Origin of the sequence: Coprobacter secundus subsp. similis (assembly GCF_015097275.1) — a bacterium.
GTDB classification, from domain to species: domain Bacteria; phylum Bacteroidota; class Bacteroidia; order Bacteroidales; family Coprobacteraceae; genus Coprobacter; species Coprobacter secundus.
On the sequence record NZ_AP023322.1, the window covers coordinates 1,010,406 to 1,029,530 of the forward strand.

General features: G+C 34.7%; 18 protein-coding genes and 4 tRNA genes. 13 read left to right on the top strand and 9 right to left on the bottom strand.

Features of this window, described 5'->3' with window-relative positions; all coding sequences use genetic code 11:
• The first annotated feature begins 79 nt into the window (after positions 1-79).
• From Cop2CBH44_RS03820 to Cop2CBH44_RS03840, 5 genes are all read left to right on the top strand, one after another.
• Positions 80-153, top strand: a tRNA-Arg gene (locus Cop2CBH44_RS03820).
• 42 nt (positions 154-195) lie between these two features.
• Positions 196-269: transfer RNA gene (locus Cop2CBH44_RS03825), tRNA-Arg, on the top strand.
• Between the two features lie 10 nt (positions 270-279).
• Positions 280-353: transfer RNA gene (locus Cop2CBH44_RS03830), tRNA-Arg, on the top strand.
• 122 nt (positions 354-475) lie between these two features.
• Complete coding sequence (locus tag Cop2CBH44_RS03835) at positions 476-1,267, top strand: META domain-containing protein (RefSeq protein WP_021931235.1); 792 nt, start codon at positions 476-478, stop codon at positions 1,265-1,267.
• A gap of 76 nt (positions 1,268-1,343) precedes the next feature.
• On the top strand, positions 1,344-1,787 hold the full coding sequence (locus Cop2CBH44_RS03840; RefSeq protein WP_021931234.1) for an N-acetyltransferase: 444 nt from the start codon (positions 1,344-1,346) through the stop codon (positions 1,785-1,787).
• A 57-nt stretch (positions 1,788-1,844) separates the two neighbouring features.
• Here the strand turns inward: Cop2CBH44_RS03840 and Cop2CBH44_RS03845 are convergent, their stop codons facing one another.
• A complete protein-coding gene (locus Cop2CBH44_RS03845) occupies positions 1,845-3,224 on the bottom strand; it encodes a cytochrome-c peroxidase (RefSeq protein WP_200755570.1) in 1,380 nt (459 codons plus the stop codon).
• A 157-nt stretch (positions 3,225-3,381) separates the two neighbouring features.
• Between Cop2CBH44_RS03845 and nhaD the strand changes: the two genes are divergently transcribed.
• A complete protein-coding gene (gene nhaD, locus Cop2CBH44_RS03850) occupies positions 3,382-4,806 on the top strand; it encodes a sodium:proton antiporter NhaD (RefSeq protein ID WP_021931232.1) in 1,425 nt (474 codons plus the stop codon).
• An 86-nt stretch (positions 4,807-4,892) separates the two neighbouring features.
• On the opposite strand, the gene Cop2CBH44_RS03855 is transcribed toward nhaD, so the two are convergent.
• The 3 genes from Cop2CBH44_RS03855 to Cop2CBH44_RS03865 all read right to left on the bottom strand — a co-directional run bounded on the left by Cop2CBH44_RS03855 (position 4,893) and on the right by Cop2CBH44_RS03865 (position 8,577).
• Entirely contained in the window at positions 4,893-5,870 is a 978-nt protein-coding gene (locus Cop2CBH44_RS03855) for a type I phosphomannose isomerase catalytic subunit (RefSeq protein WP_200755571.1), read from the bottom strand.
• A gap of 14 nt (positions 5,871-5,884) precedes the next feature.
• Complete coding sequence (locus tag Cop2CBH44_RS03860; protein ID WP_200755572.1) at positions 5,885-7,561, bottom strand: glycoside hydrolase family 10-like protein; 1,677 nt, start codon at positions 7,559-7,561, stop codon at positions 5,885-5,887.
• 257 nt (positions 7,562-7,818) lie between these two features.
• Complete coding sequence (locus Cop2CBH44_RS03865) at positions 7,819-8,577, bottom strand: copper resistance protein NlpE (RefSeq protein ID WP_200755573.1); 759 nt, start codon at positions 8,575-8,577, stop codon at positions 7,819-7,821.
• 918 nt (positions 8,578-9,495) lie between these two features.
• Here Cop2CBH44_RS03865 and Cop2CBH44_RS03870 point away from each other — a divergent pair.
• Together Cop2CBH44_RS03870 and Cop2CBH44_RS03875 are read left to right on the top strand one after the other, a co-directional pair.
• Positions 9,496-9,930: a hypothetical protein gene (locus tag Cop2CBH44_RS03870; protein WP_021931227.1), complete on the top strand. Its 435-nt coding sequence runs from the start codon at positions 9,496-9,498 to the stop codon at positions 9,928-9,930.
• A 74-nt stretch (positions 9,931-10,004) separates the two neighbouring features.
• Positions 10,005-11,216, top strand: coding sequence for a sodium ion-translocating decarboxylase subunit beta (locus tag Cop2CBH44_RS03875; RefSeq protein ID WP_021931226.1), 1,212 nt, complete (start codon positions 10,005-10,007; stop codon positions 11,214-11,216).
• 76 nt (positions 11,217-11,292) lie between these two features.
• Here the strand turns inward: Cop2CBH44_RS03875 and Cop2CBH44_RS03880 are convergent.
• Positions 11,293-11,379, bottom strand: a tRNA-Ser gene (locus Cop2CBH44_RS03880).
• A gap of 130 nt (positions 11,380-11,509) precedes the next feature.
• Here Cop2CBH44_RS03880 and mltG point away from each other — a divergent pair.
• The 4 genes from mltG to Cop2CBH44_RS03900 all read left to right on the top strand — a co-directional run bounded on the left by mltG (position 11,510) and on the right by Cop2CBH44_RS03900 (position 16,324).
• Positions 11,510-12,562: an endolytic transglycosylase MltG gene (mltG, locus tag Cop2CBH44_RS03885; protein ID WP_200755574.1), complete on the top strand. Its 1,053-nt coding sequence runs from the start codon at positions 11,510-11,512 to the stop codon at positions 12,560-12,562.
• 202 nt (positions 12,563-12,764) lie between these two features.
• On the top strand, positions 12,765-14,366 hold the full coding sequence (locus Cop2CBH44_RS03890; RefSeq protein ID WP_200755575.1) for a thiamine pyrophosphate-dependent enzyme: 1,602 nt from the start codon (positions 12,765-12,767) through the stop codon (positions 14,364-14,366).
• A gap of 2 nt (positions 14,367-14,368) precedes the next feature.
• On the top strand, positions 14,369-14,947 hold the full coding sequence (locus Cop2CBH44_RS03895; protein ID WP_021930489.1) for an indolepyruvate oxidoreductase subunit beta: 579 nt from the start codon (positions 14,369-14,371) through the stop codon (positions 14,945-14,947).
• Between the two features lie 186 nt (positions 14,948-15,133).
• Positions 15,134-16,324 carry an FprA family A-type flavoprotein gene (locus Cop2CBH44_RS03900; RefSeq protein ID WP_055096393.1) on the top strand — a complete coding sequence of 397 codons (1,191 nt, stop codon included), beginning with the start codon at positions 15,134-15,136 and terminating at the stop codon, positions 16,322-16,324.
• 247 nt (positions 16,325-16,571) lie between these two features.
• Here the strand turns inward: Cop2CBH44_RS03900 and Cop2CBH44_RS16600 are convergent, their stop codons facing one another.
• From Cop2CBH44_RS16600 to Cop2CBH44_RS03910, 3 genes are all read right to left on the bottom strand, one after another.
• A complete protein-coding gene (locus tag Cop2CBH44_RS16600) occupies positions 16,572-16,694 on the bottom strand; it encodes a hypothetical protein (RefSeq protein ID WP_021930486.1) in 123 nt (40 codons plus the stop codon).
• A 14-nt stretch (positions 16,695-16,708) separates the two neighbouring features.
• Entirely contained in the window at positions 16,709-17,137 is a 429-nt protein-coding gene (locus Cop2CBH44_RS03905) for an Hsp20/alpha crystallin family protein (protein WP_200755576.1), read from the bottom strand.
• A gap of 206 nt (positions 17,138-17,343) precedes the next feature.
• On the bottom strand, positions 17,344-17,724 hold the full coding sequence (locus tag Cop2CBH44_RS03910) for a VOC family protein (RefSeq protein WP_021930484.1): 381 nt from the start codon (positions 17,722-17,724) through the stop codon (positions 17,344-17,346).
• 208 nt (positions 17,725-17,932) lie between these two features.
• On the opposite strand from Cop2CBH44_RS03910, the gene Cop2CBH44_RS03915 reads away from it, so the two are divergent.
• Positions 17,933-18,409 (top strand): DUF456 domain-containing protein, encoded by a 477-nt coding sequence (locus tag Cop2CBH44_RS03915; protein ID WP_021930483.1) that lies wholly within the window; start codon positions 17,933-17,935, stop codon positions 18,407-18,409.
• Positions 18,410-18,411: 2 nt separating this feature from the next.
• On the opposite strand, the gene Cop2CBH44_RS03920 is transcribed toward Cop2CBH44_RS03915, so the two are convergent.
• Positions 18,412-19,119, bottom strand: a complete 708-nt coding sequence (locus Cop2CBH44_RS03920) for an MBL fold metallo-hydrolase (RefSeq protein WP_200755577.1) — start codon at positions 19,117-19,119, stop codon at positions 18,412-18,414.
• Positions 19,120-19,125: the final 6 nt, after the last annotated feature.

The window sequence follows — 19,125 nt, forward strand, 5'->3', positions numbered from 1 at the left end:
AATAATAAATTTTAGAAATAAAAAGAGCACATTTATTGTTTGGATAATTAAATAAATTACTATCTTTGCAACCGCAAACGGCTCCGTGGCTCAACTGAATAGAGCATCTGACTACGGATCAGAAGGTTACAGGTTTGAATCCTGTCGGAGTCACATAGCACTCTTATTCTGGAGAGAATAAGAATTCAAAATCGGGGTCCCGTGGCTCAACTGAATAGAGCATCTGACTACGGATCAGAAGGTTACAGGTTTGAATCCTGTCGGGATCACATAAATATCGGCTCCGTGGCTCAACTGAATAGAGCATCTGACTACGGATCAGAAGGTTACAGGTTTGAATCCTGTCGGAGTCACAAAGTTATAAAGTTGCAATTTTAAAATTGCAACTTTTTTTATGTATTTATTTCGGCAGAAATAGCCTCTATACGGCTTTATTTGCTAAATTTGTTTGTATTATATTTTAACTGAAGAAACAATGAAAAAAGTAATTTATTTTATGGTAGCTCTTGTATGCGGCAGTTTTGTTGCTTGCAAGACTCAGAAAAGTTCGTATGTTCCACCAGTAGATATTCAGTCTCTTAATGGTTCATGGAATATAATTTCTGTTAATGGTAAAAAAATAGTAAGCGATGAGCCGGCTTTCCTTACTATAAATATTGCAGAAAAGAAAATGTACGGAAATAATGGTTGTAATGTCATAAACGGAGCAATTATTACTGATGTAACTAATCAAACAGCGATAAGTTTTGATAAAGTTATTTCTACAATGAAAGCTTGTATGCCAAACAATACCGAGGGACTTATCATGAAAGCCTTGAATGAGACAAGATCATATAAGGTAATAGCCAATGGAAATGCAGGGATTACAAAAGTTGTTTTTTGTAATGAAAAAAAGAAAGATATCCTAGTACTTAGCAAAAAAGAAATCAATATATTAACCGGTGAATGGAAAGTTGAAAAGCTAAATGGCGAAGTCTTGTCTGGGGAATATATACCTACAATGACAATGGATATAGCTGAAGGGCGTTTGTATGGAAGTACCAGTTGTAATCGTATGAATGGTACCATAAAAACAGATGCATCAGATGACAAAGCAATATCATTTGTACAAGTTGCAACAACTCGGATGGCTTGCCCCGGAAACAATATTGAGACACCCTTTTTACAATCTTTGGAAAAAGTTACTCATTATAAAATAATAAATACATCTACTATAGATTTTCTTGATGCAACAGGAAATGTGTTGATTAGACTTAATAAGCAATAAATACAGATATTTGAAATTTATAAAAAGGGGTGACAAGTGTATATATCAACTTGCTCCTCTTTTTGTGTATTAATACATGATACGGAGTGCTAAGAAAAGAGAGTATTCTACCCTATCTCAATTATGGCTAAGAGTTTCCATTCATGCACATCATTTTATTCCGACAAAATATTGGACAGATAATGTGCATGACATGGAGATACTGTATCTTCCCCAAGCCGATAATTGGATATATACCAAGAAGAATAAGATATACGGTTTTATTTCGATATGCGACGGTTATATCGCAGCCCTTTTTGTAGATATACCCTATCAACGGCACGGAATAGGAAAAGCATTACTCGATTTTGTAAAAGATAAATATACTGTCAATCTGACACTAAATGTTTATAAAGAAAATTTGCAAGCGATATATTTCTATCGGAAAAATGGCTTTATCATTAAAGAAGAAACAACCGATATACAAACCAGACATCAGGAATATATAATGATGCAATACTGCAATAATAATCGTCGATAAATAAAAATGGGCATATAAATTATATACCCATTTTTATGCTTTATTCTAATTGAAATATTAATTTGCCGATGTCAGTTTTTTACCTTGAAACTCCCCTGTTAATGTGTTCATAAATGCGACAATTTTTTCTGCATCATTATCTTTTAGTTCATCGCCAAGTTGGTATTTAGCCATGTACTGAACCGCATCTTTCATCGTTTTCTGACTTCCGTCATGAAAATAGGGTGCTGTCAGTTCTATATTACGGAGGCCTGGGACTTTGAAACGATGGCGGTCTCTCTCTTCTTTCGTTTGCTTGAATCGTCCGTTATCCTCCTCTGTTATCGGGGCATTTCGTTCTTCAAAATAACTATGTGCCAATCCCATATATTCGTAAGATTGTCCTCCTAAGTTTACACCGACATGGCAAGTAGCACATTTGTTTTCTTTAAATAATGCATAACCATCTATAGCTTCTTGAGATATTGCTGATTTATCACCTTTGAGATATCGGTCAAATGCAGAATTTGGAGTAATCAATGTTTTTTCAAATTCTTCTATTGCATCGGTAATATTTTTTTCGGAATAACCGTCAGGATATATAGCCATGAAACGTTTGGTTAACTCTTTATCAGCTGCCAGCTTTGCGATAATGTCATCAAACGACTGGCTTGCCATTTCTACCGGATTCAATGGAGGTCCCGCTGCTTGTTCTGCTAATGTTCCGGCACGACCGTCCCAGAACTGGACAAAATTAAATGCGGCATTGTACACGGTCGGAGCATTTACTCCTCCAAACTGACCACCTACACCTTCAGAATATTGTTTATTATCTACTCCCCCTGTATTTAAATCATGACATGACGCACAAGAGACTGTATTGTCTGAAGATAACCGGGTATCATGAAATAGTATCTTACCTAATTCTACTTTATCAGGATTTACGGGTATAGAATCGACAATGGGCTGTATCGATTCATTTGCAAACTCTTCACATGCGAGACCTGTAGCATAATGGGTTTCACGTTGTTTTTTTACCCAGGAAAGCATCATCGATTTCTCTTCTTTGTTTAGAGATGCACCCCAATGAATCATGTAATAACGATGCAAAGGCATACTTCCATCCGTAACTACTTTTTCAATTTTGGCCAATATCGTTTCATCTATTTTATTTCCGCTAGCTAATGATTCATAGGTTTTAGTAAGATCTTCATGTTTCAACCCTTTTTCAATATCTCCTTTTACCATAAAGCCAACAATGGGAAAAGATGCATAAAAAGGTCTTTCACCGTCAGCACTATGACATGATAAACATCCTCCTGTTTCAAGTATAGTTCTTGCCTGCATTTCTGACGTTAAATTGGCAGGAGGTGGTTGGTTGATAACGCGATACGTAATAGCAATAAATATAATAGCTGCCAATATTGCCATTACACCAATCTTTATCCACTTTTTCATAAATATTTATATTAAATTATTTTCACAAAGTTAATAACTTACATAACATCTAAAAAATATTTCTTTACTTTTGTGAAATAAACATATAAACCGAACTATTAATATCATTGTTATTACATAGATTATTTAATCGTTAATTTTTAAATTGAGATTTGCCATGTTACTACCTATTGTTGTCATTTTTATTATCGGTTATCTACTGATTGCTTTAGAACATCAAATTCGTATCGATAAAGCCGCCACTGCGTTATTGTTGGGTATGATTCTTTGGACGTTATACACTATTGGTGCACCCTATATTATTCCTCTGAATGATGCAGCAGAATTTCAGCATTATATCAGTAACTCTACAACACTTCAATCTCTTCCATTGGCCCAACAATGTATCAATTTTATCGTAAATGTAAAAGTAATTGAGCATTTAGGAGATATCTCTGAGATATTATTTTTCCTTATTGGAGCTATGACAATCGTCGAACTTATCGATATACATGGAGGTTTTTCTATTGTTACTAGTCACATAACTACCCGTAAGAAACAAAAATTGTTATGGTTATTGGCCATCATGACTTTCTTTATGTCTGCGATTTTGGATAATCTGACCACTTCTATAGTTATGATTATGTTGTTGAGAAAACTTATTAGTGACCAGAAGGAAAGATGGCTTTTTGGTAGTATCATAGTTATTGCCGCTAATAGTGGCGGAGCCTGGTCTCCTATCGGAGATATAACGACTATCATGCTTTGGGTAAAAGGCAATGTGACAACATCTGGTCTTGTTGGCTACTTACTTTTACCCAGTTTAGTTTCTATGCTTGTACCATTACTGATTATATCCCGAAGAATAAAAGGAGAGCTCAATAGTGGTACAGAAACTGTTGTTTCTAATGTTGGTAACGCATTTACAACAAGAGAACGAATGTTGATACTCATATTGGGGATATTAGGGCTTATATTCGTACCTATTTTTAAAGGATTCACATCTTTACCTCCATTTATCGGAGTAATGATTTCGTTGGGTTTATTATGGATATTTACCGATTGCCTATATAATAAGAAAAGAATCGATAGCAGCCAGCAACACCGTATTCCTTATGTACTTAAACGTATCGATACTCCCACAATATTATTCTTTTTAGGTATTCTTATGGCCGTTGCCGTATTGCAAGCGACCGGTATTCTTACGGCTGTTGCAACATGGCTTGATAAAGAAATTCATAACATTTATATAATAAATATATTACTGGGAATACTTTCCTCCATTGTCGATAATGTACCGCTGGTTGCAGCTGCCATAGGAATGTATCCTTTGCCCGACCCTTCTACTCTTTCGGGGTCGGAAACAGCATATATGATGCACTTTATACAAGATGGAACTTTTTGGCAATTCCTATCTTATTGTGTAGGTGTAGGTGGGAGTATGTTGATTATAGGTTCTGCCGCAGGAGTTGTTGTAATGGGAATAGAAAGAATAAACTTTATGTGGTATTTACGCCATATCTCGTTTATAGCTTTATGTGGTTATTTAGCAGGTGCATTGGTATATATTGCCGAGGTATTGCTAACCAAAGGTGTATTGTAAGGATATAAATCGAAATAAAAAGAAAAGAGACTGAGGTATGATCTCCCATACTTCAGCCTCTTTTTTAATTGTTATCAGTCATAAAATTAAATCTTCGGTATATAACATTCGAGGAGCTTAACCTTTGTTTGTACCCCAAATTTAACCCACTCTATTGCTGCCGGTACAAGTATGGTTTCTCCTTGCCGGATGTTTATATTGTTTCCATCATTGTCTGTCAACGAAGCCTCTCCTTCCATACATATATATACGACGAAAGAATCTTTATCGGAAATTGTTCGTTTTATGTCTTTATTTAAATCAAGTAAATTGGTGACAAAATATTTGCAACTAACAAGTCCCACTGTCTTATCTGATTCAGAAGTATATACGGTCTTCAAATCATCGTACATTTTATAATCAATGGCATCTTTAGCCAGTTCTGTATGTAATTCCCGACTTTTACCATTTGCATCTTTTCGATTATAATCATAGATACGATATGTTATATCTGAAGTCTGTTGTATTTCGGCAATAAAAATACCTTTACCTATGGCATGTACACGTCCTGCCGGGAGAAAAAATACGTCTCCACTCTTTACTGGATGAAATTGCAATACATCCATAATCGTATTATTATGAACTCTTTCTACATATTCATCAGGGGTTATCTGTTTGGAAAATCCAGAATATAGTCCAGCACCTTCTTGCGCTGCAATCACATACCACATTTCAGTTTTTCCAAAGGAGTTGTGTCGTTTTGCCGCCAATTCATCATTTGGATGTACCTGTATCGATAAATTGTCTCGGGCATCAATAAATTTTATCAATAGTGGAAACTTTTCACCAAATCGTTCATATACATGTTTCCCTAAAAAATCAGCACCGAAATGTTGTATCATTTCCGTCAGAGAACAGCCTTTGTATTCACCGTTGTCCACGACCGATACATTGCCTTTTACTTGGGAAATTTCCCAACTTTCTCCGATTCCATCCTGTAGTTCAGATAAATGTTTAAACTTGCATATTTCAGCACCGCCCCATAGGACTTTTTTCAGAATTGTATTAAATTTAATTGGATACATTGTGTTTTTTATATTTAAAAAATTAATAATATTTTTTCTTTTCGTATGGACTTTCCAATCAGCCATACTCGATAAGCTCCATTGGGAATATTTTGTAAGCCAATTTTGGGAGAATACCTCCCCTTAAATATTTCTTTTCCTAAAATATTTTGTATAATTATCTGGTCTATATCATTTTCTATATCTAAATATAATTTGCCTTCAAATTTATTGTATTCAATCTTCTCACTAATGTTATAAAAAGGTTGATTAAAATTTGCTTGTGGGCTTTCGTTGTAATAATCATCGAATGCTGTGACAGCAAAGTAACGAAAAGAATTTAAAAGTGAACGAGACTGAGCAGAAAAATTCTTCGAAATACGAGCTTCTATTATATTACCAGCATTATTTATATCTACCGGATATGTTGCAGAACCATACAATACATATCCTTGAGCCTGAGGGACATTATCCCATAAAAAATAGAGACTGTCTTTTGATATTACATATTCTAACGGTTTAGGAGCAGACAAATATTTATTTCCTAAATAAGGCATAGGAGGCATCAAAGCAGGATGGGCATATACGGTAGATGACAGCTCTTCTAAAAGACGTTTATCATTACGAATAAGATTCCCTGTCCGATAAAAGGCCTGCCCATCTATCCCATACTTTCTCCCATCATAAATTTGCCTCATAAAATCTGATAGACACCAATCTCCTTCTTTGTAATACAATCTATATGCACCTAACCCACTGACTACCATACGTCCAAATTTATGTTGTACCCAATTTATCAGAAAAGGATAAAAAGATTGTTCACTGAAATACATCATAGGTACGATGAAATCTTGTTTACCGTCCTTAAGCCACTTTTGTGGGTCTTGATAAACTGTTTCAATACAACTCCATCCTAAAGACGAAAAACCAGGAAGAGTATTGTATTTGCCTAAGGGCGAACTGCTGACTTTGATTCTTGGTGAATAGTATCTTACGGTATCATAAATTGTATATACAATGCGGTTTATATTTTCTTGACGCCATCGAGCTAAAGTCTGATTGGGTTTAGCATATTTTCGATAAGTATCCGAATCGGGAAAACGATGTGAGTTTTCGGGATAACGAATATAGTCTAAATGTATCCCGTCAACAGGATAGCAAGTTACTATTTCTTTTACTAATGAAGCTAAATAAAATGCTGTTTGTGGATTACCTGGCTCCAAATACCATTCACCATTAAAATATTTACATAGATCTCGATGTTGATATACAACAGATTTAGCCCGATGACTTTTTACTTGCCTGTTACTCCCGACGGGTATACATACAATCCAAGCATGACATTCAAGACCTCGCTCGTGGCATGCTTGGATTGCGTAATCCAAAGGATCATAGCCGGGATTCCTTCCAGGCTGTCCTGTCAAAATATAATTCCACGGTTCATATGCCGATGGATATAAAACATCCCCTCGAAGCCTTGTTTGGAAAAATACAACATTGAAGTTTAGTTTTTTTACCAAATCTAATACACGGCATAGTTCCCCTTTTTGCTTTTCTCTGGATAGTGGGTCTGATACGGGTTTTGAAGGCCAGTCAAGACCCCAATTAGTCGTCAACCAAACGGCTCTTATCTCGTGTTTCGGATTAGATACAGCATTTGCCGATATTGCTATAAGGACAAAAACAATGATTATTTTACTTCTGAAACACATATATATTTATGACTAATGGAAGCGAAGGTACAGGTTTTTATTGAATTGTGAAAGGTCAAAATACTTTTATCTATTGGTTATAAATTTTGAATATGTGGTACAGATATTTCTTATAACGACAGAAAAAGCTGTTTGTAAATAAATATTGCCGATGTTTTTTACATACTGTTTATAGGACTCATGTTGCTTTTATAAGAAATAAAAAGCCCTTGACTAAGATTAAGTCAAGGACTCGATTTGATATACCGCTCAATATATCAATATTGATTTTGTGAAGTTATTTTCTGATAATTTCCCGCCAAGTTACCATCATCTGTACAGAAAGGGATTGAGTCTTTATAATTATCAGAGGTAGATATGTTTAACGTTCCTGTTCCGGTCGAATGTATTATCATCGTTGATTTTAAATCAGGATTTACTTTATTCAAATCGACTACTATTTGGTTATTTATGATTTCTCCATTTCCTGTAAAAGTACAACCTTTCTTTTGCCCTGTAAATGTAATTTTTATCAATACCTGATCGTCCGAAGTTTTTTCTATTACCAAAAATTGTTTATATCCTTCATTTTCTAAACCACTTTGTATGTATTCTCCCTGAAAATAATCGGATGTCAATTGGGGGACTCTTTTTAATTGATATTTTCCAGGCATCGATACGGATTCTTTCCCATTCTTATCTACTAAAGTTATAACTGTATCCGATTGTGGTAAATAGTATAATTTTTCACTATCGAATGTCCCGACAATCAGGCTATCCTTGATTGACCATTTTCCATATTGGGTAAATGACGTACCGTTTGAATCAAGATAGAGGGATGTCATTACAATAGTACTATCAGGATTGATTGTAACTGAGGTTTCAATACCTGGACAATCGGCACAAGGCAATTTCCCTACAAACACTCCAGGTTTTACTTTTTGCAATATCTCCATATTTTGTTTTTTATTGCTGCACGAAGATATACCGACTAATGCCAATATATACCAAAGGGTAATAATAGTTTCTTTTCTCATAAAATCTTTTTAAGTTTTATTTCTATAACAGATTATATGACGTAAAAGATGAATCCAACCTGATTATTATCTGATAATTTTGAGATTATTTATATCTATTGATATAAAAAAACGGTCACAAATACATATGATATAAAATATTGCACGAAACAGGAGTAATATATCGATTATAATTGTTATGTTTGTATATGATAAAGTATCTGATGAGAATACTAATCATTTGTGCTTTTATATTGTTTGGGTTATCAAACTCTTCTAAAAGCTTTGATACGGATTCGAAGTGCAATGTTACTTATGTCCGTACTCAAGATTCTTGCTTTTATGACTTTCCCAATTATCAATTTTCAGCTATCGTTCAACCAGAATTTGAGAGGCAAGATATTTGGTCTTTTAAAGAGCCCAATATCTTTGATTCTTTTGCAGGCGATGCAATAGTATTGTCCGTGTCTAATATCAGATGTCAGGAATTCCCTTTGATTTTAAAATTTATATCAAATTTTCAGGATGTTTTATATTCAAATGGACGAAAATTATATACTCTTTTAAAAGAACGAGTACAATACCTTTCAATTCAGAAAATGACTTTCCGATATTTCATATATGCTCTCAGGCGTATTCTGATTTGATAAATATCTAAGGGGTTGTTTAAATTTTTCAACAAAAATAATTCAATTCGATTTACGTCGCATTTTCGTTTGGTCTGTTTTCCCGCTTTCGTTCACCAAATAGCCTATTATCATAAAAAACAGCCTCAAAAAAAATTCTCAGAGCAGACTCAGCAAAATTGAATTAAACTCTAAATATTTTGACTTTCTATTTCCAAGTTTTTTACTTGAATTTATGGAAGTATAAATATATGTATATATATCGTAAATTTCTTATTCTGAAAAACATTATAATTAACTAAATATTTGGACTATGTCTCATTTATTATTATCAACATCTGCAATGATGATACTTACATTTATTATAGGCTTTCTTGTTGCAGGAATAATAAAATTGATCGCAGTATGGGCCGATTCTCTCGATTTTTACAATTCGCATCAAGAGGAAATAATGCGTTTGAAACGATTGCGCAAATATCATCAGAAAATGGCTAAAAAGATAGAACAAGAAGCTATTAAGATTTTTAAAATTTATGATGACAAACGTGATGAATTCAGTAGAGGTATCAATGAAGATCCCCGAGAAACACGTCCAGCCGGATATTATCACGGAGTCAGCCACGGAACTTCAGATCTCGATCTTATCGACTACCATTACAGGGAAGATACACAATTAATGTACCTTAAAAAGCAAGAGCAAATGAAAGGAGAACAAAATAATCAAGCGAAATTTTCGAAAGAACTTTAGTCTATATATAAAATTCTCTTCTGGAAAACTCAAGCAAATTCTATATTGAAAAATGTTTAAATTTGATTCAAAACATGGAAAATATTGATTTTTTTAACTTGTTTCAAGGGATAGGCACTATGGTGGCCGGAGGTTGGGTACTTGCTTTTGCCCGTATATTTTTAATAGTTTTAGGTGGTATTCTTGTTTATTTAGGATGGAAAGGAATCCTTGAACCAATGGTAATGATTCCTATGGGACTCGGTATGATTGCAATTAATTGCGGTACACTTTTTATGGGTGATGGGCTCGGCAATTTATTTCTTGATCCGATGCTCTCTGATACGGATGAATTGATGAACACCATGCAGATAGACTTTTTACAACCAGTATATACCCTAACATTCAGCAATGGTCTTATTGCCTGCTTCGTATTTATGGGAATAGGAACATTACTGGATGTAAGTTTCTTGCTCCAAAAGCCTTTTGCCAGCCTCTTTTTGGCCCTCTGTGCAGAATTAGGAACATTTCTTACTTTACCTATTGCTTCGGCATTCGGACTCGATTTGAAAGAAAGCGCCTCTATCGCTATGGTTGGAGGTGCTGACGGACCAATGGTACTTTTTACATCACTTATGATGGCCAAGCATTTATTTGTTCCTATTACGGTTGTAGCCTATTTATATTTAGGGCTCACTTATGGAGGGTATCCCTATCTTGTAAAACTAATGGTTCCAAAACGCTTGCGAGCTATAAAAATAGAGCAAAAAAAGGCTCCTAAGAATTATGACTCTAAAGTAAAGTTGGCTTTTTCTGTTGTCTTATGTGCCGTATTATGTTTCTTGTTCCCGGTAGCTTCTCCATTATTCTTTTCTTTATTTTTAGGGGTTGCTGTTCGAGAATCAGGGATGAAACATATTTGTGATTTTGTAAGTGGACCATTATTATACGGTTCAACTTTTATGTTAGGATTACTTTTGGGGGTATTATGTGACGCCCATCTTTTATTAGACCCAAAGATCTTAAAACTTTTAATATTGGGTATCACTGCTTTATTATTGTCCGGTATCGGCGGTATAATAGGTGGCTATATCATGTATTTTATAAAGAAAGGCAACTATAATCCTGTAATAGGTATTGCAGCTGTCAGTTGTGTCCCAACAACAGCAAAGGTAGCCCAGAAGATTGTAAGTAAAGATAATCCCAACTCGTTTATTCTTGGAGATGCTTTAGGGGCCAATATCTCCGGAGTGATTACTTCAGCTATTATTACTGGTATTTATGTAACGATAATACCATATCTATAAAATGATAAAGCTTTACAATAAGAAATGCCCTCCAAAAAGTTTTATGTCTAACTTTTCGGAGGGCACTTCGGCATAGCGGAAGGAGGGGGATTCGAACCCCCGGTACCGTTACCAGTACGACAGTTTAGCAAACTGTTGGTTTCAGCCACTCACCCATCCTTCCTTGCGAGCCCTTCTTGGCTAAAGCTCTGCAAAGATAAATTGCAAAAATATAATATGCAAATATTCGACATGCATTTATTCGGGAAATAATATGTACTTTTACACGATAATTAAGCTTTAGTGTAAAGATAATGGCAAAGAAAAAAAAGAAATCAAAGAATGTCCTTAAAAAAATAATATTCGTATTTTCGTCAATCATCGTATTTCTACTAATTGGGGCAGGTATAATTTGGAAAAGGTATCTTGTCGATAGTGTTACAGAAAAATCTTTTTGGATATATATAGATAAGAGCAGTACTCTTGAAAATGTATTAGAGGATTTAAGTCAAAATATAGCTCCGTCAGAAGTGAGGCGTATCGCCAGAATGGCGAAACTGAATAATTATAATCCTAAAAATCAACCGGGAGCATATCGTATTGATCCCCAAATGGGTGCATTTAAAGTATATAGAAAATTGTCTCATGGAATTCAAAACCCTATTCGATTTACATTCAATAATTTGCGTACAAAAGAAGAACTTGCAGAACGAATAGGTAATTCATTTATGATATCGAAAAGTGACGTGTTGGCTCTTCTTAATAATCCGTCAGTTGCTACTGATTATGGATTTGATCGGTATACATTCGTTTCCATGTTTATTCCTGATACATATGAAATGTACTGGACGATTTCATCTCGCCGTTTTTTAGATAAGATGTATGATGAGTATGTAAAATTTTGGAATGAGGAACGGAAAAAGAAAGCATCTGAAATAGGTCTGACTTTACAAGGAGTATCAACATTAGCCTCTATTGTCGAAGAAGAAACCAAAGCTAAAGACGAAATGAAAGTCGTGGCTGGACTTTATCTTAATCGACTAAAAAAGGGTATGTTGTTACAAGCTGATCCGACAGTAAAATTTGCAATAAATGATTTTGGCGTAAAACGTATCTTGCACGAACATTTGAATATTGATTCTCCTTATAATACATATAAAAATTTAGGATTGCCTCCAGGGCCTATCCGTATCCCATCGAAAGCAGCAATAGAAGCAGTTCTGAATTATGAGCATCATGACTATATTTATATGTGTGCTAAAGAAGATTTTTCGGGTCGACACAATTTTGCAACGACTTATACCGAACATTTAAAAAATGCTCTACGTTATCAAAAAGCTTTGAATAAACGCAATATCATGAAATAATCAATTGACATTCCTATACAAAGATGATATTTTTAAAAACAAAATGAAAACTATTATTCTTTGTAGCTCATATTTTGTTACAAATTCGAGTCATTCCCAAAATATTATTATATTTGCATATGTAATTACGGATAAGTTCTGCTATTCGAGCAACGATTCGTTAATTTAAAATCTAATTTCATATTATTCTAAACGAGAAACAATGAGTAAACACCTTTTGTTAGGCGATGAGGCTATTGCCCAAGCTGCTTTAGATGCTGGTATTTCCGGTGTATATGCTTATCCGGGAACTCCGTCGACAGAGATTACCGAATATATACAATCTGTATCACAACATTGGCAAGAAAAAATACATAGTCGCTGGTGTACAAATGAAAAAACTGCTATGGAAGCTGCATTAGGCATGTCCTATATCGGAAAAAGAGCATTAGTGTGTATGAAGCATGTAGGAATGAATGTTGCAGCTGATGCATTTGTAAATTCAGGTATGACGGGGGTTAATGGCGGCATTATAGTTTTAGCTGCGGATGACCCTTCGATGCATTCTTCTCAAAATGAACAAGATTCACGTTTTTATGGAGATTTTGCATTTGTACCTATTCTGGAGCCTTCAAATCAACAGGAAGCTTATAATATGGTATTGGCCGGATTTGAACTTTCTGAAAAGTATAAAATTCCGGTATTGATGCGTATTACTACAAGATTGGCACATTCTCGTGCAGGAGTTGAAACATCGGACAACATGCGACCTCAAAATAAAATATCTTTTCCTGAAGATTCGAGACAATTTATCCTTCTACCGGCTAATTCTCGTCGGAGGTTTAAAACGTTATTGAATGAACAGGTAATGTTTGAAGCCGAATCTACTGATTCTGTATACAACTCATATATTGACGGGAAAAATAAAAAAATGGGGATTATAGCTTGTGGTATTGCCTATAATTATCTGATGGAAAGTTATCCTGAAGGATGTGAGTATCCTGTTATTAAAATTTCCCAATATCCTTTGCCTAAAGCATTGATTGCTCGAATGGCCGATGAGTGCAAAGAAATTCTGGTACTTGAAGATGGATATGCTTTTGTCGAAGACAAAATAAAAGGTTTACTTGGTCTTGGTATTACGGTAAAGGGGCGTCTGGACGGGACTCTAGACCGTGACGGAGAATTGAATCCGGATAAGGTAGCCATGGCTTTAGGACTACAAAATACGTCACCTTACAGCATTCCCGATATAGTGCAAATGAGGCCTCCTGCTCTATGTCAGGGTTGTGGACATCGAGATATGTACGAAGCTTTGAACAATGTCGCCAAAACATACGAAAACGCCAAAGTTTTCAGTGATATAGGATGTTATACTTTGGGGGCTCTTCCCCCGTTCAGGGCAATAAACTCTTGTGTAGATATGGGGGCATCCATAACCATGGCCAAAGGTGCTGCCGACGGGGGTCTTTTTCCTGCAATTGCAGTTATTGGAGACTCAACTTTTACTCATTCGGGTATTACAGGATTACTTGATTGCGTGAATGAGAATGCAAATGTCACGATTGTTATTTCTGATAATGAAACAACGGCTATGACAGGGGGGCAAGACTCTGCTGGAACGGGTAAACTTGAAGCTATTTGCCAAGGTGTTGGTGTTAACCCAGAACATATTCGAGTAATGGAACCCCTGAAAAAAAATATGGCTCAAATGGAAGCCATTATACGCGAAGAAATAGAATATAACGGAGTTTCTGTTCTGATACCACGTAGAGAATGTATTCAGACACTGTCCAGAAAAAAAAGACAACAAAACAAGAAATAATCATGAAAACAGATATTATACTTTCAGGAGTCGGTGGTCAGGGAATACTTTCCATCGCAGCCATTATAGGCGAAGCCGCCGTGAAAAACGGACTTTATATGAAACAAGCTGAGGTACATGGGATGAGCCAGCGAGGAGGTGATGTACAATCGAATTTAAGGATTTCGGATAAGCCAATCGCTTCAGATCTCATTCCTTTAGGCAAAGCCGATCTGATATTATCTTTGGAACCCATGGAAGCTTTACGTTATCTGCCTTATTTATCAAAGGATGGATGGATTGTCACTAATTCGGCCCCATTTATCAATATACCGAATTATCCAGAAACGGAACAAATTATGGCAGAATTAAATAAAATTCCCAATAAGATTATACTTGATGTAGACAGAATAGCAAAAGAAAACGGTTCTTCCCGTACAGCAAATATGGTTTTGTTGGGTGCTGCAACTCCGTTTCTAAATATCGAGTATGACAAAATAGCTGATGGTATTCGGTTTATTTTCGAACGAAAAGGAAATGATATTGTAGAGATGAACTTAAAGGCTCTGGCTGCTGGTCGGTATGTTGCCGACAATCAGTGAAATCGATGGCTTAGTTTAATTCTTAATAAGTATAAGAGACAGGTATTTTTATGCCTATCTCTTATTGTTTTATTATTGAAAACTTTAACTGTATCTTGAATTGCACCTTTAGTAAAAGACAACGTTTGGAATAAAATTCGTGTCAATTTTTTTACTATCTTTGTCGGCACAAAAATAGATATTACTATGTCGAATATTACAGAAATCAGACCGAATATTTTTTATGTAGGAGTTAATGACCGTACTAAACATTTGTTTGAAGGATTATGGCCTTTACCTTTGGGCGTTTCTTATAATTCGTATATTATTAAAGATGAAAAGATTGCATTGATTGATACTGTTGATTTTTGCTATACAGAATTGTACTTGTCAAAAATAAGGGCTATTTTAGGAAATCACCCTATCGATTATCTTATTGTAAATCATATGGAGCCAGATCATTCAGCATCAATACGTGCTATTAGGGAATATTATCCGCAAGTAAAAATTGTGGGAAACAGTAAGACAATAGGCATGATTGAAGGTTTTTATGGTATTTGCGATAACTTCTGTGAAATAAAGGATGGTGATACATTGTCTTTGGGCAATAAAAACTTGAAATTTTATATGACACCCATGGTACATTGGCCTGAAACGATGATGACATATTGCGTGGAGGATAAAACCCTGTTTTCGGGTGATGCATTTGGATGCTTTGGTACTATTGATGGAGGTATTATCGATACGGAAATGAATACTGAACGCTATTGGAATGAAATGTACCGTTACTATTCCAACATAGTAGGTAAGTATGGAAATCCAGTACAAACAGCCTTGAAAAAACTTAGAGGAATAGACATAGGGATGATATGTACTACCCATGGACCGGTATGGCAAAAAGAAATAGATAAAGTAATTTCTATATATGATCGATTGAGCCGATACGAAGGTGAGAACGGTGTTGTCATAGTATATGGAAGCATGTACGGTAACACAGAACGAATGGCAGAGATTATCGCTCATGAATTGGCATTGAAAGGCATAAAAAATATTATTTTACACAATGTTAGTAAATCGGATATGTCATACATATTAAGTGACGTATTCAAATATAAGGGATTAATTATCGGTAGCCCTACATATACAAATGAATTATTCCCTAATATAGAATCTTTTATTTCAAAAATCGAAACCCGTGATTTGAAAAATAGAGTGTTCGGCTATTTTGGTTCCTATACGTGGGCTGGTGCAGCTGTCAAACGTTTGACAGCATTTGCCGATCGAATGAAATGGGAAGTGACCGGAGCTCCTGTAGAGATGAAGCAAGGTATTACTCCTGATAAAGAAAACGAATGCCGTGCTTTGGCTGACGCTATAGCAATGAAACTGAATTTATAAATATATATCAAATTTTTCAATAAAAGTTCAGTTCTACTATTTTCTTTAGGGCTGTTTTCCTATTTTTTACGAGTATGATAGTGGATTATTGGACAAATGGAAATAGGAAAACAGCCCCCGAAATTATCAAAGATAAGCTTGGTTAAAACAGGAACTGACTCTTAGATAGTAATATGCTTCCATATACAAAATGCCCTTAAAGGAAAATTCCTTTAAGGGCATTTTGTATATGAAAACTAAGTCTAAATCAACCTTCATGTTTTTTGTGATGCTTTTCCATATCTTCAGCAGCTTTTTCAAGCTGATATTCCGATTTGTCTTTATGTTTACCGACAAATTGACCTTTTTGCTTTTTATTACCAGATTTCATGACTATATATCCAATTATTTAACTTCAATTTTTTTTGTTCCTTTAGTTTCGGGTAAAATTTCTTTTTTAGGAATATCTATTGTCAAGACTCCATGTTCCACTTTAGCTGCAATTTTATCTTTATCAATGTTATCAGGTAAAATCATATTTTGCTGAAATTGCGTATATGTAAACTCACGACGCAAATAACGACCATGTTTATTGTTTTCTTTATGTTCTTGTTTCTTTTCCATAGAAACAACTAACTGATTATCATCGTCAATATGGATGTTGAAATCTTCTTTTGTCATTCCAGGAGCTGCAACTTCAACTTCATATCCTTTTTCTGTTTCCATAATATTGATGGCTGGTGAAGTTGCCGTAGCTTTTTCCATCCATTCATTTCCAAAGAAATCATTAAAAATTCCTGGTAACCAATTTTGTGATCTTCTAACAGGCATCATAATTATTATCTCCTATATTTAATTAAACACTCTATTTTATTTGAATCCGAACTATTCAATTCAGATTCACTAAGCTTTATGCAAAGTATATGCCAACAAATTAAGGCGAAAAACTGGCACATAACATGTCAATTTTTCGCCTTACCAAATGACAAAAATTCACAACTTTAATCCTCATTAACAATGAATTAAAGTCATTAATAGTTCTATTTTTCCAACGGTAAAATTTCTATCCAATAATCATCTGGGTCACAGATAAAATAGAGTCCCATGTCAGTATTTTCATAGCAAACACAACCCATTTCTTTATGAAATTTACGAATTTCATCATAGTTCCCAGGAACTCTTAAACACAAGTGGCTTTCATTATCTCCTAATTCGTAGGGTTCTTTTCTATCGCGAAGCCAAGTTAATTCCAACAAGAAATCAGTCTCTCCATCTCCTAAATAAGAAAGAATGAACGAGCCGTCGGGTGCTTTTTTCCGCTTTACTTCTTGAAGACCCAATGCCTTACTGTAAAAATTTATACTCCGTTCCAAATCAAGAACATTGATATTGAAATGATCAAATCGTCCTTTTATCTTCATAATTACAAATATTTTATCATACAAAGTTAAAATATACCAGTTATCATTCAAATTTTATAGAGTTCTAAATTTATTTAGATTACTTCAAATTTGCAGTAACACAAAATTTAGAAAAGAAGAAATACAATATACAACAAAATAGGTGTCAACTTCTTCTATCATTTTTCTTCATTTTTTATATATTTAAGCTCTCAAAGTTATAACACATATGGACATATTTTTGATTACAGTTTCAGCATTATGCCTTATAGTTGCTTTTATCGGTAGCATCGTTCCCATGTTACCCGGTCCGCCTTTGGCTTTTGTAGGAATGTTGATATTACAAGCAACAGACAAAGTTCAGTTTTCAACGATGTTATTGTGTGGATGGTTGGTTGTCATACTCATAGCACAAGTTTTGGATTATCTAATTCCGATATGGACTACACGTTTCTGCGGAGGTAGTAAATGGGGTACGCGAGGTTGTGTTGCAGGAACTCTTGTCGGTATATTCCTTTTTCCGCCTTGGGGGATTATTATCGGCCCGTTTTTAGGTGCATTTTTAGGAGAAATAATGGGAGGAAATAGCACAGTATACGCTTGTAAATCTGGATTGGGAGCTTTTTTAGGTTTTATTACAGGAACACTATTTAAACTCGCAATATGTATATATTTTACGTTCTACTTTATCAGTGCTTTAGTATGAAACTACCAAATAACAACCTCTCCAGGGTGTTGCCAAGATATATACCGACAGTTATAATCTTTCGCAATCAGGGCAAAATCTATAACAGCTTTGTAGTCCTCCCAAAAATGCATAGGAGAAAATATCTTTACTTGTACTTTGTCTAAGAATTGTTTAGCTCCTAATGCATAGTCGGTTCCCAAACGTGAATCTACAGGAAACATCACTAAATCTATGCTTTTTATTTCTTTCCTTAAATCGGATAGCTCCTTTAAATAATCACCTTCTGATTTACGTATTTCATTAGGGGTGGACTCGTCTTTCCAATGCCAATTATTCAAATCTCCAGCATGAAAAATTGTATAATTGTCGTGATATATCAGAAAAGAGATTCCGATATCTGTAGACCCAAAGGCCACTATCCTTAATATGCCATCAGTATATATATCACCCTTTTTAAGAAAATGTATACTATGATCGACTATTTTTTTATGTTTTTTTATATCATTTGAAAAAACGTAGACTATATCTTGACGAACGTTCTTCCAAAATAATATATCGGGATTGTAATGGTCTGCATGAAAATGGCTACATAATACATATAATTTTTTCTCTGTTTGTTTCAAAATGGAAGGTATAATATTAGCCGGATCTTTATAATAGTCAATAATGATATTACAAGATGAAGTACTGATAACAAAGCCGCTATGATATATATACATCAATTCCATACTCAG

Bases quoted from the DNA above. Each gene is read 5' to 3' on its own strand.
- Cop2CBH44_RS03855 (WP_200755571.1), bottom strand. From the start codon at position 5,870: ATGTATCCAATTAAATTTAATACAATTCTGAAAAAAGTCCTATGGGGC.
- Cop2CBH44_RS03870 (WP_021931227.1), top strand. From the start codon at position 9,496: ATGTCTCATTTATTATTATCAACATCTGCAATGATGATACTTACATTT.
- Cop2CBH44_RS03845 (WP_200755570.1), bottom strand. From the start codon at position 3,224: ATGAAAAAGTGGATAAAGATTGGTGTAATGGCAATATTGGCAGCTATT.
- Cop2CBH44_RS03905 (WP_200755576.1), bottom strand. From the start codon at position 17,137: ATGATGCCTGTTAGAAGATCACAAAATTGGTTACCAGGAATTTTTAAT.
- Cop2CBH44_RS03865 (WP_200755573.1), bottom strand. From the start codon at position 8,577: ATGAGAAAAGAAACTATTATTACCCTTTGGTATATATTGGCATTAGTC.
- nhaD (WP_021931232.1), top strand. From the start codon at position 3,382: ATGTTACTACCTATTGTTGTCATTTTTATTATCGGTTATCTACTGATT.
- Cop2CBH44_RS03900 (WP_055096393.1), top strand. From the start codon at position 15,134: ATGTCGAATATTACAGAAATCAGACCGAATATTTTTTATGTAGGAGTT.
- Cop2CBH44_RS03915 (WP_021930483.1), top strand. From the start codon at position 17,933: ATGGACATATTTTTGATTACAGTTTCAGCATTATGCCTTATAGTTGCT.
- Cop2CBH44_RS03895 (WP_021930489.1), top strand. From the start codon at position 14,369: ATGAAAACAGATATTATACTTTCAGGAGTCGGTGGTCAGGGAATACTT.
- Cop2CBH44_RS03835 (WP_021931235.1), top strand. From the start codon at position 476: ATGAAAAAAGTAATTTATTTTATGGTAGCTCTTGTATGCGGCAGTTTT.
- Cop2CBH44_RS03860 (WP_200755572.1), bottom strand. From the start codon at position 7,561: ATGTGTTTCAGAAGTAAAATAATCATTGTTTTTGTCCTTATAGCAATA.
- Cop2CBH44_RS16600 (WP_021930486.1), bottom strand. From the start codon at position 16,694: ATGAAATCTGGTAATAAAAAGCAAAAAGGTCAATTTGTCGGTAAACAT.
- Cop2CBH44_RS03890 (WP_200755575.1), top strand. From the start codon at position 12,765: ATGAGTAAACACCTTTTGTTAGGCGATGAGGCTATTGCCCAAGCTGCT.
- Cop2CBH44_RS03920 (WP_200755577.1), bottom strand. From the start codon at position 19,119: ATGGAATTGATGTATATATATCATAGCGGCTTTGTTATCAGTACTTCA.
- Cop2CBH44_RS03910 (WP_021930484.1), bottom strand. From the start codon at position 17,724: ATGAAGATAAAAGGACGATTTGATCATTTCAATATCAATGTTCTTGAT.
- Cop2CBH44_RS03840 (WP_021931234.1), top strand. From the start codon at position 1,344: ATGATACGGAGTGCTAAGAAAAGAGAGTATTCTACCCTATCTCAATTA.
- Cop2CBH44_RS03875 (WP_021931226.1), top strand. From the start codon at position 10,005: ATGGAAAATATTGATTTTTTTAACTTGTTTCAAGGGATAGGCACTATG.
- mltG (WP_200755574.1), top strand. From the start codon at position 11,510: ATGGCAAAGAAAAAAAAGAAATCAAAGAATGTCCTTAAAAAAATAATA.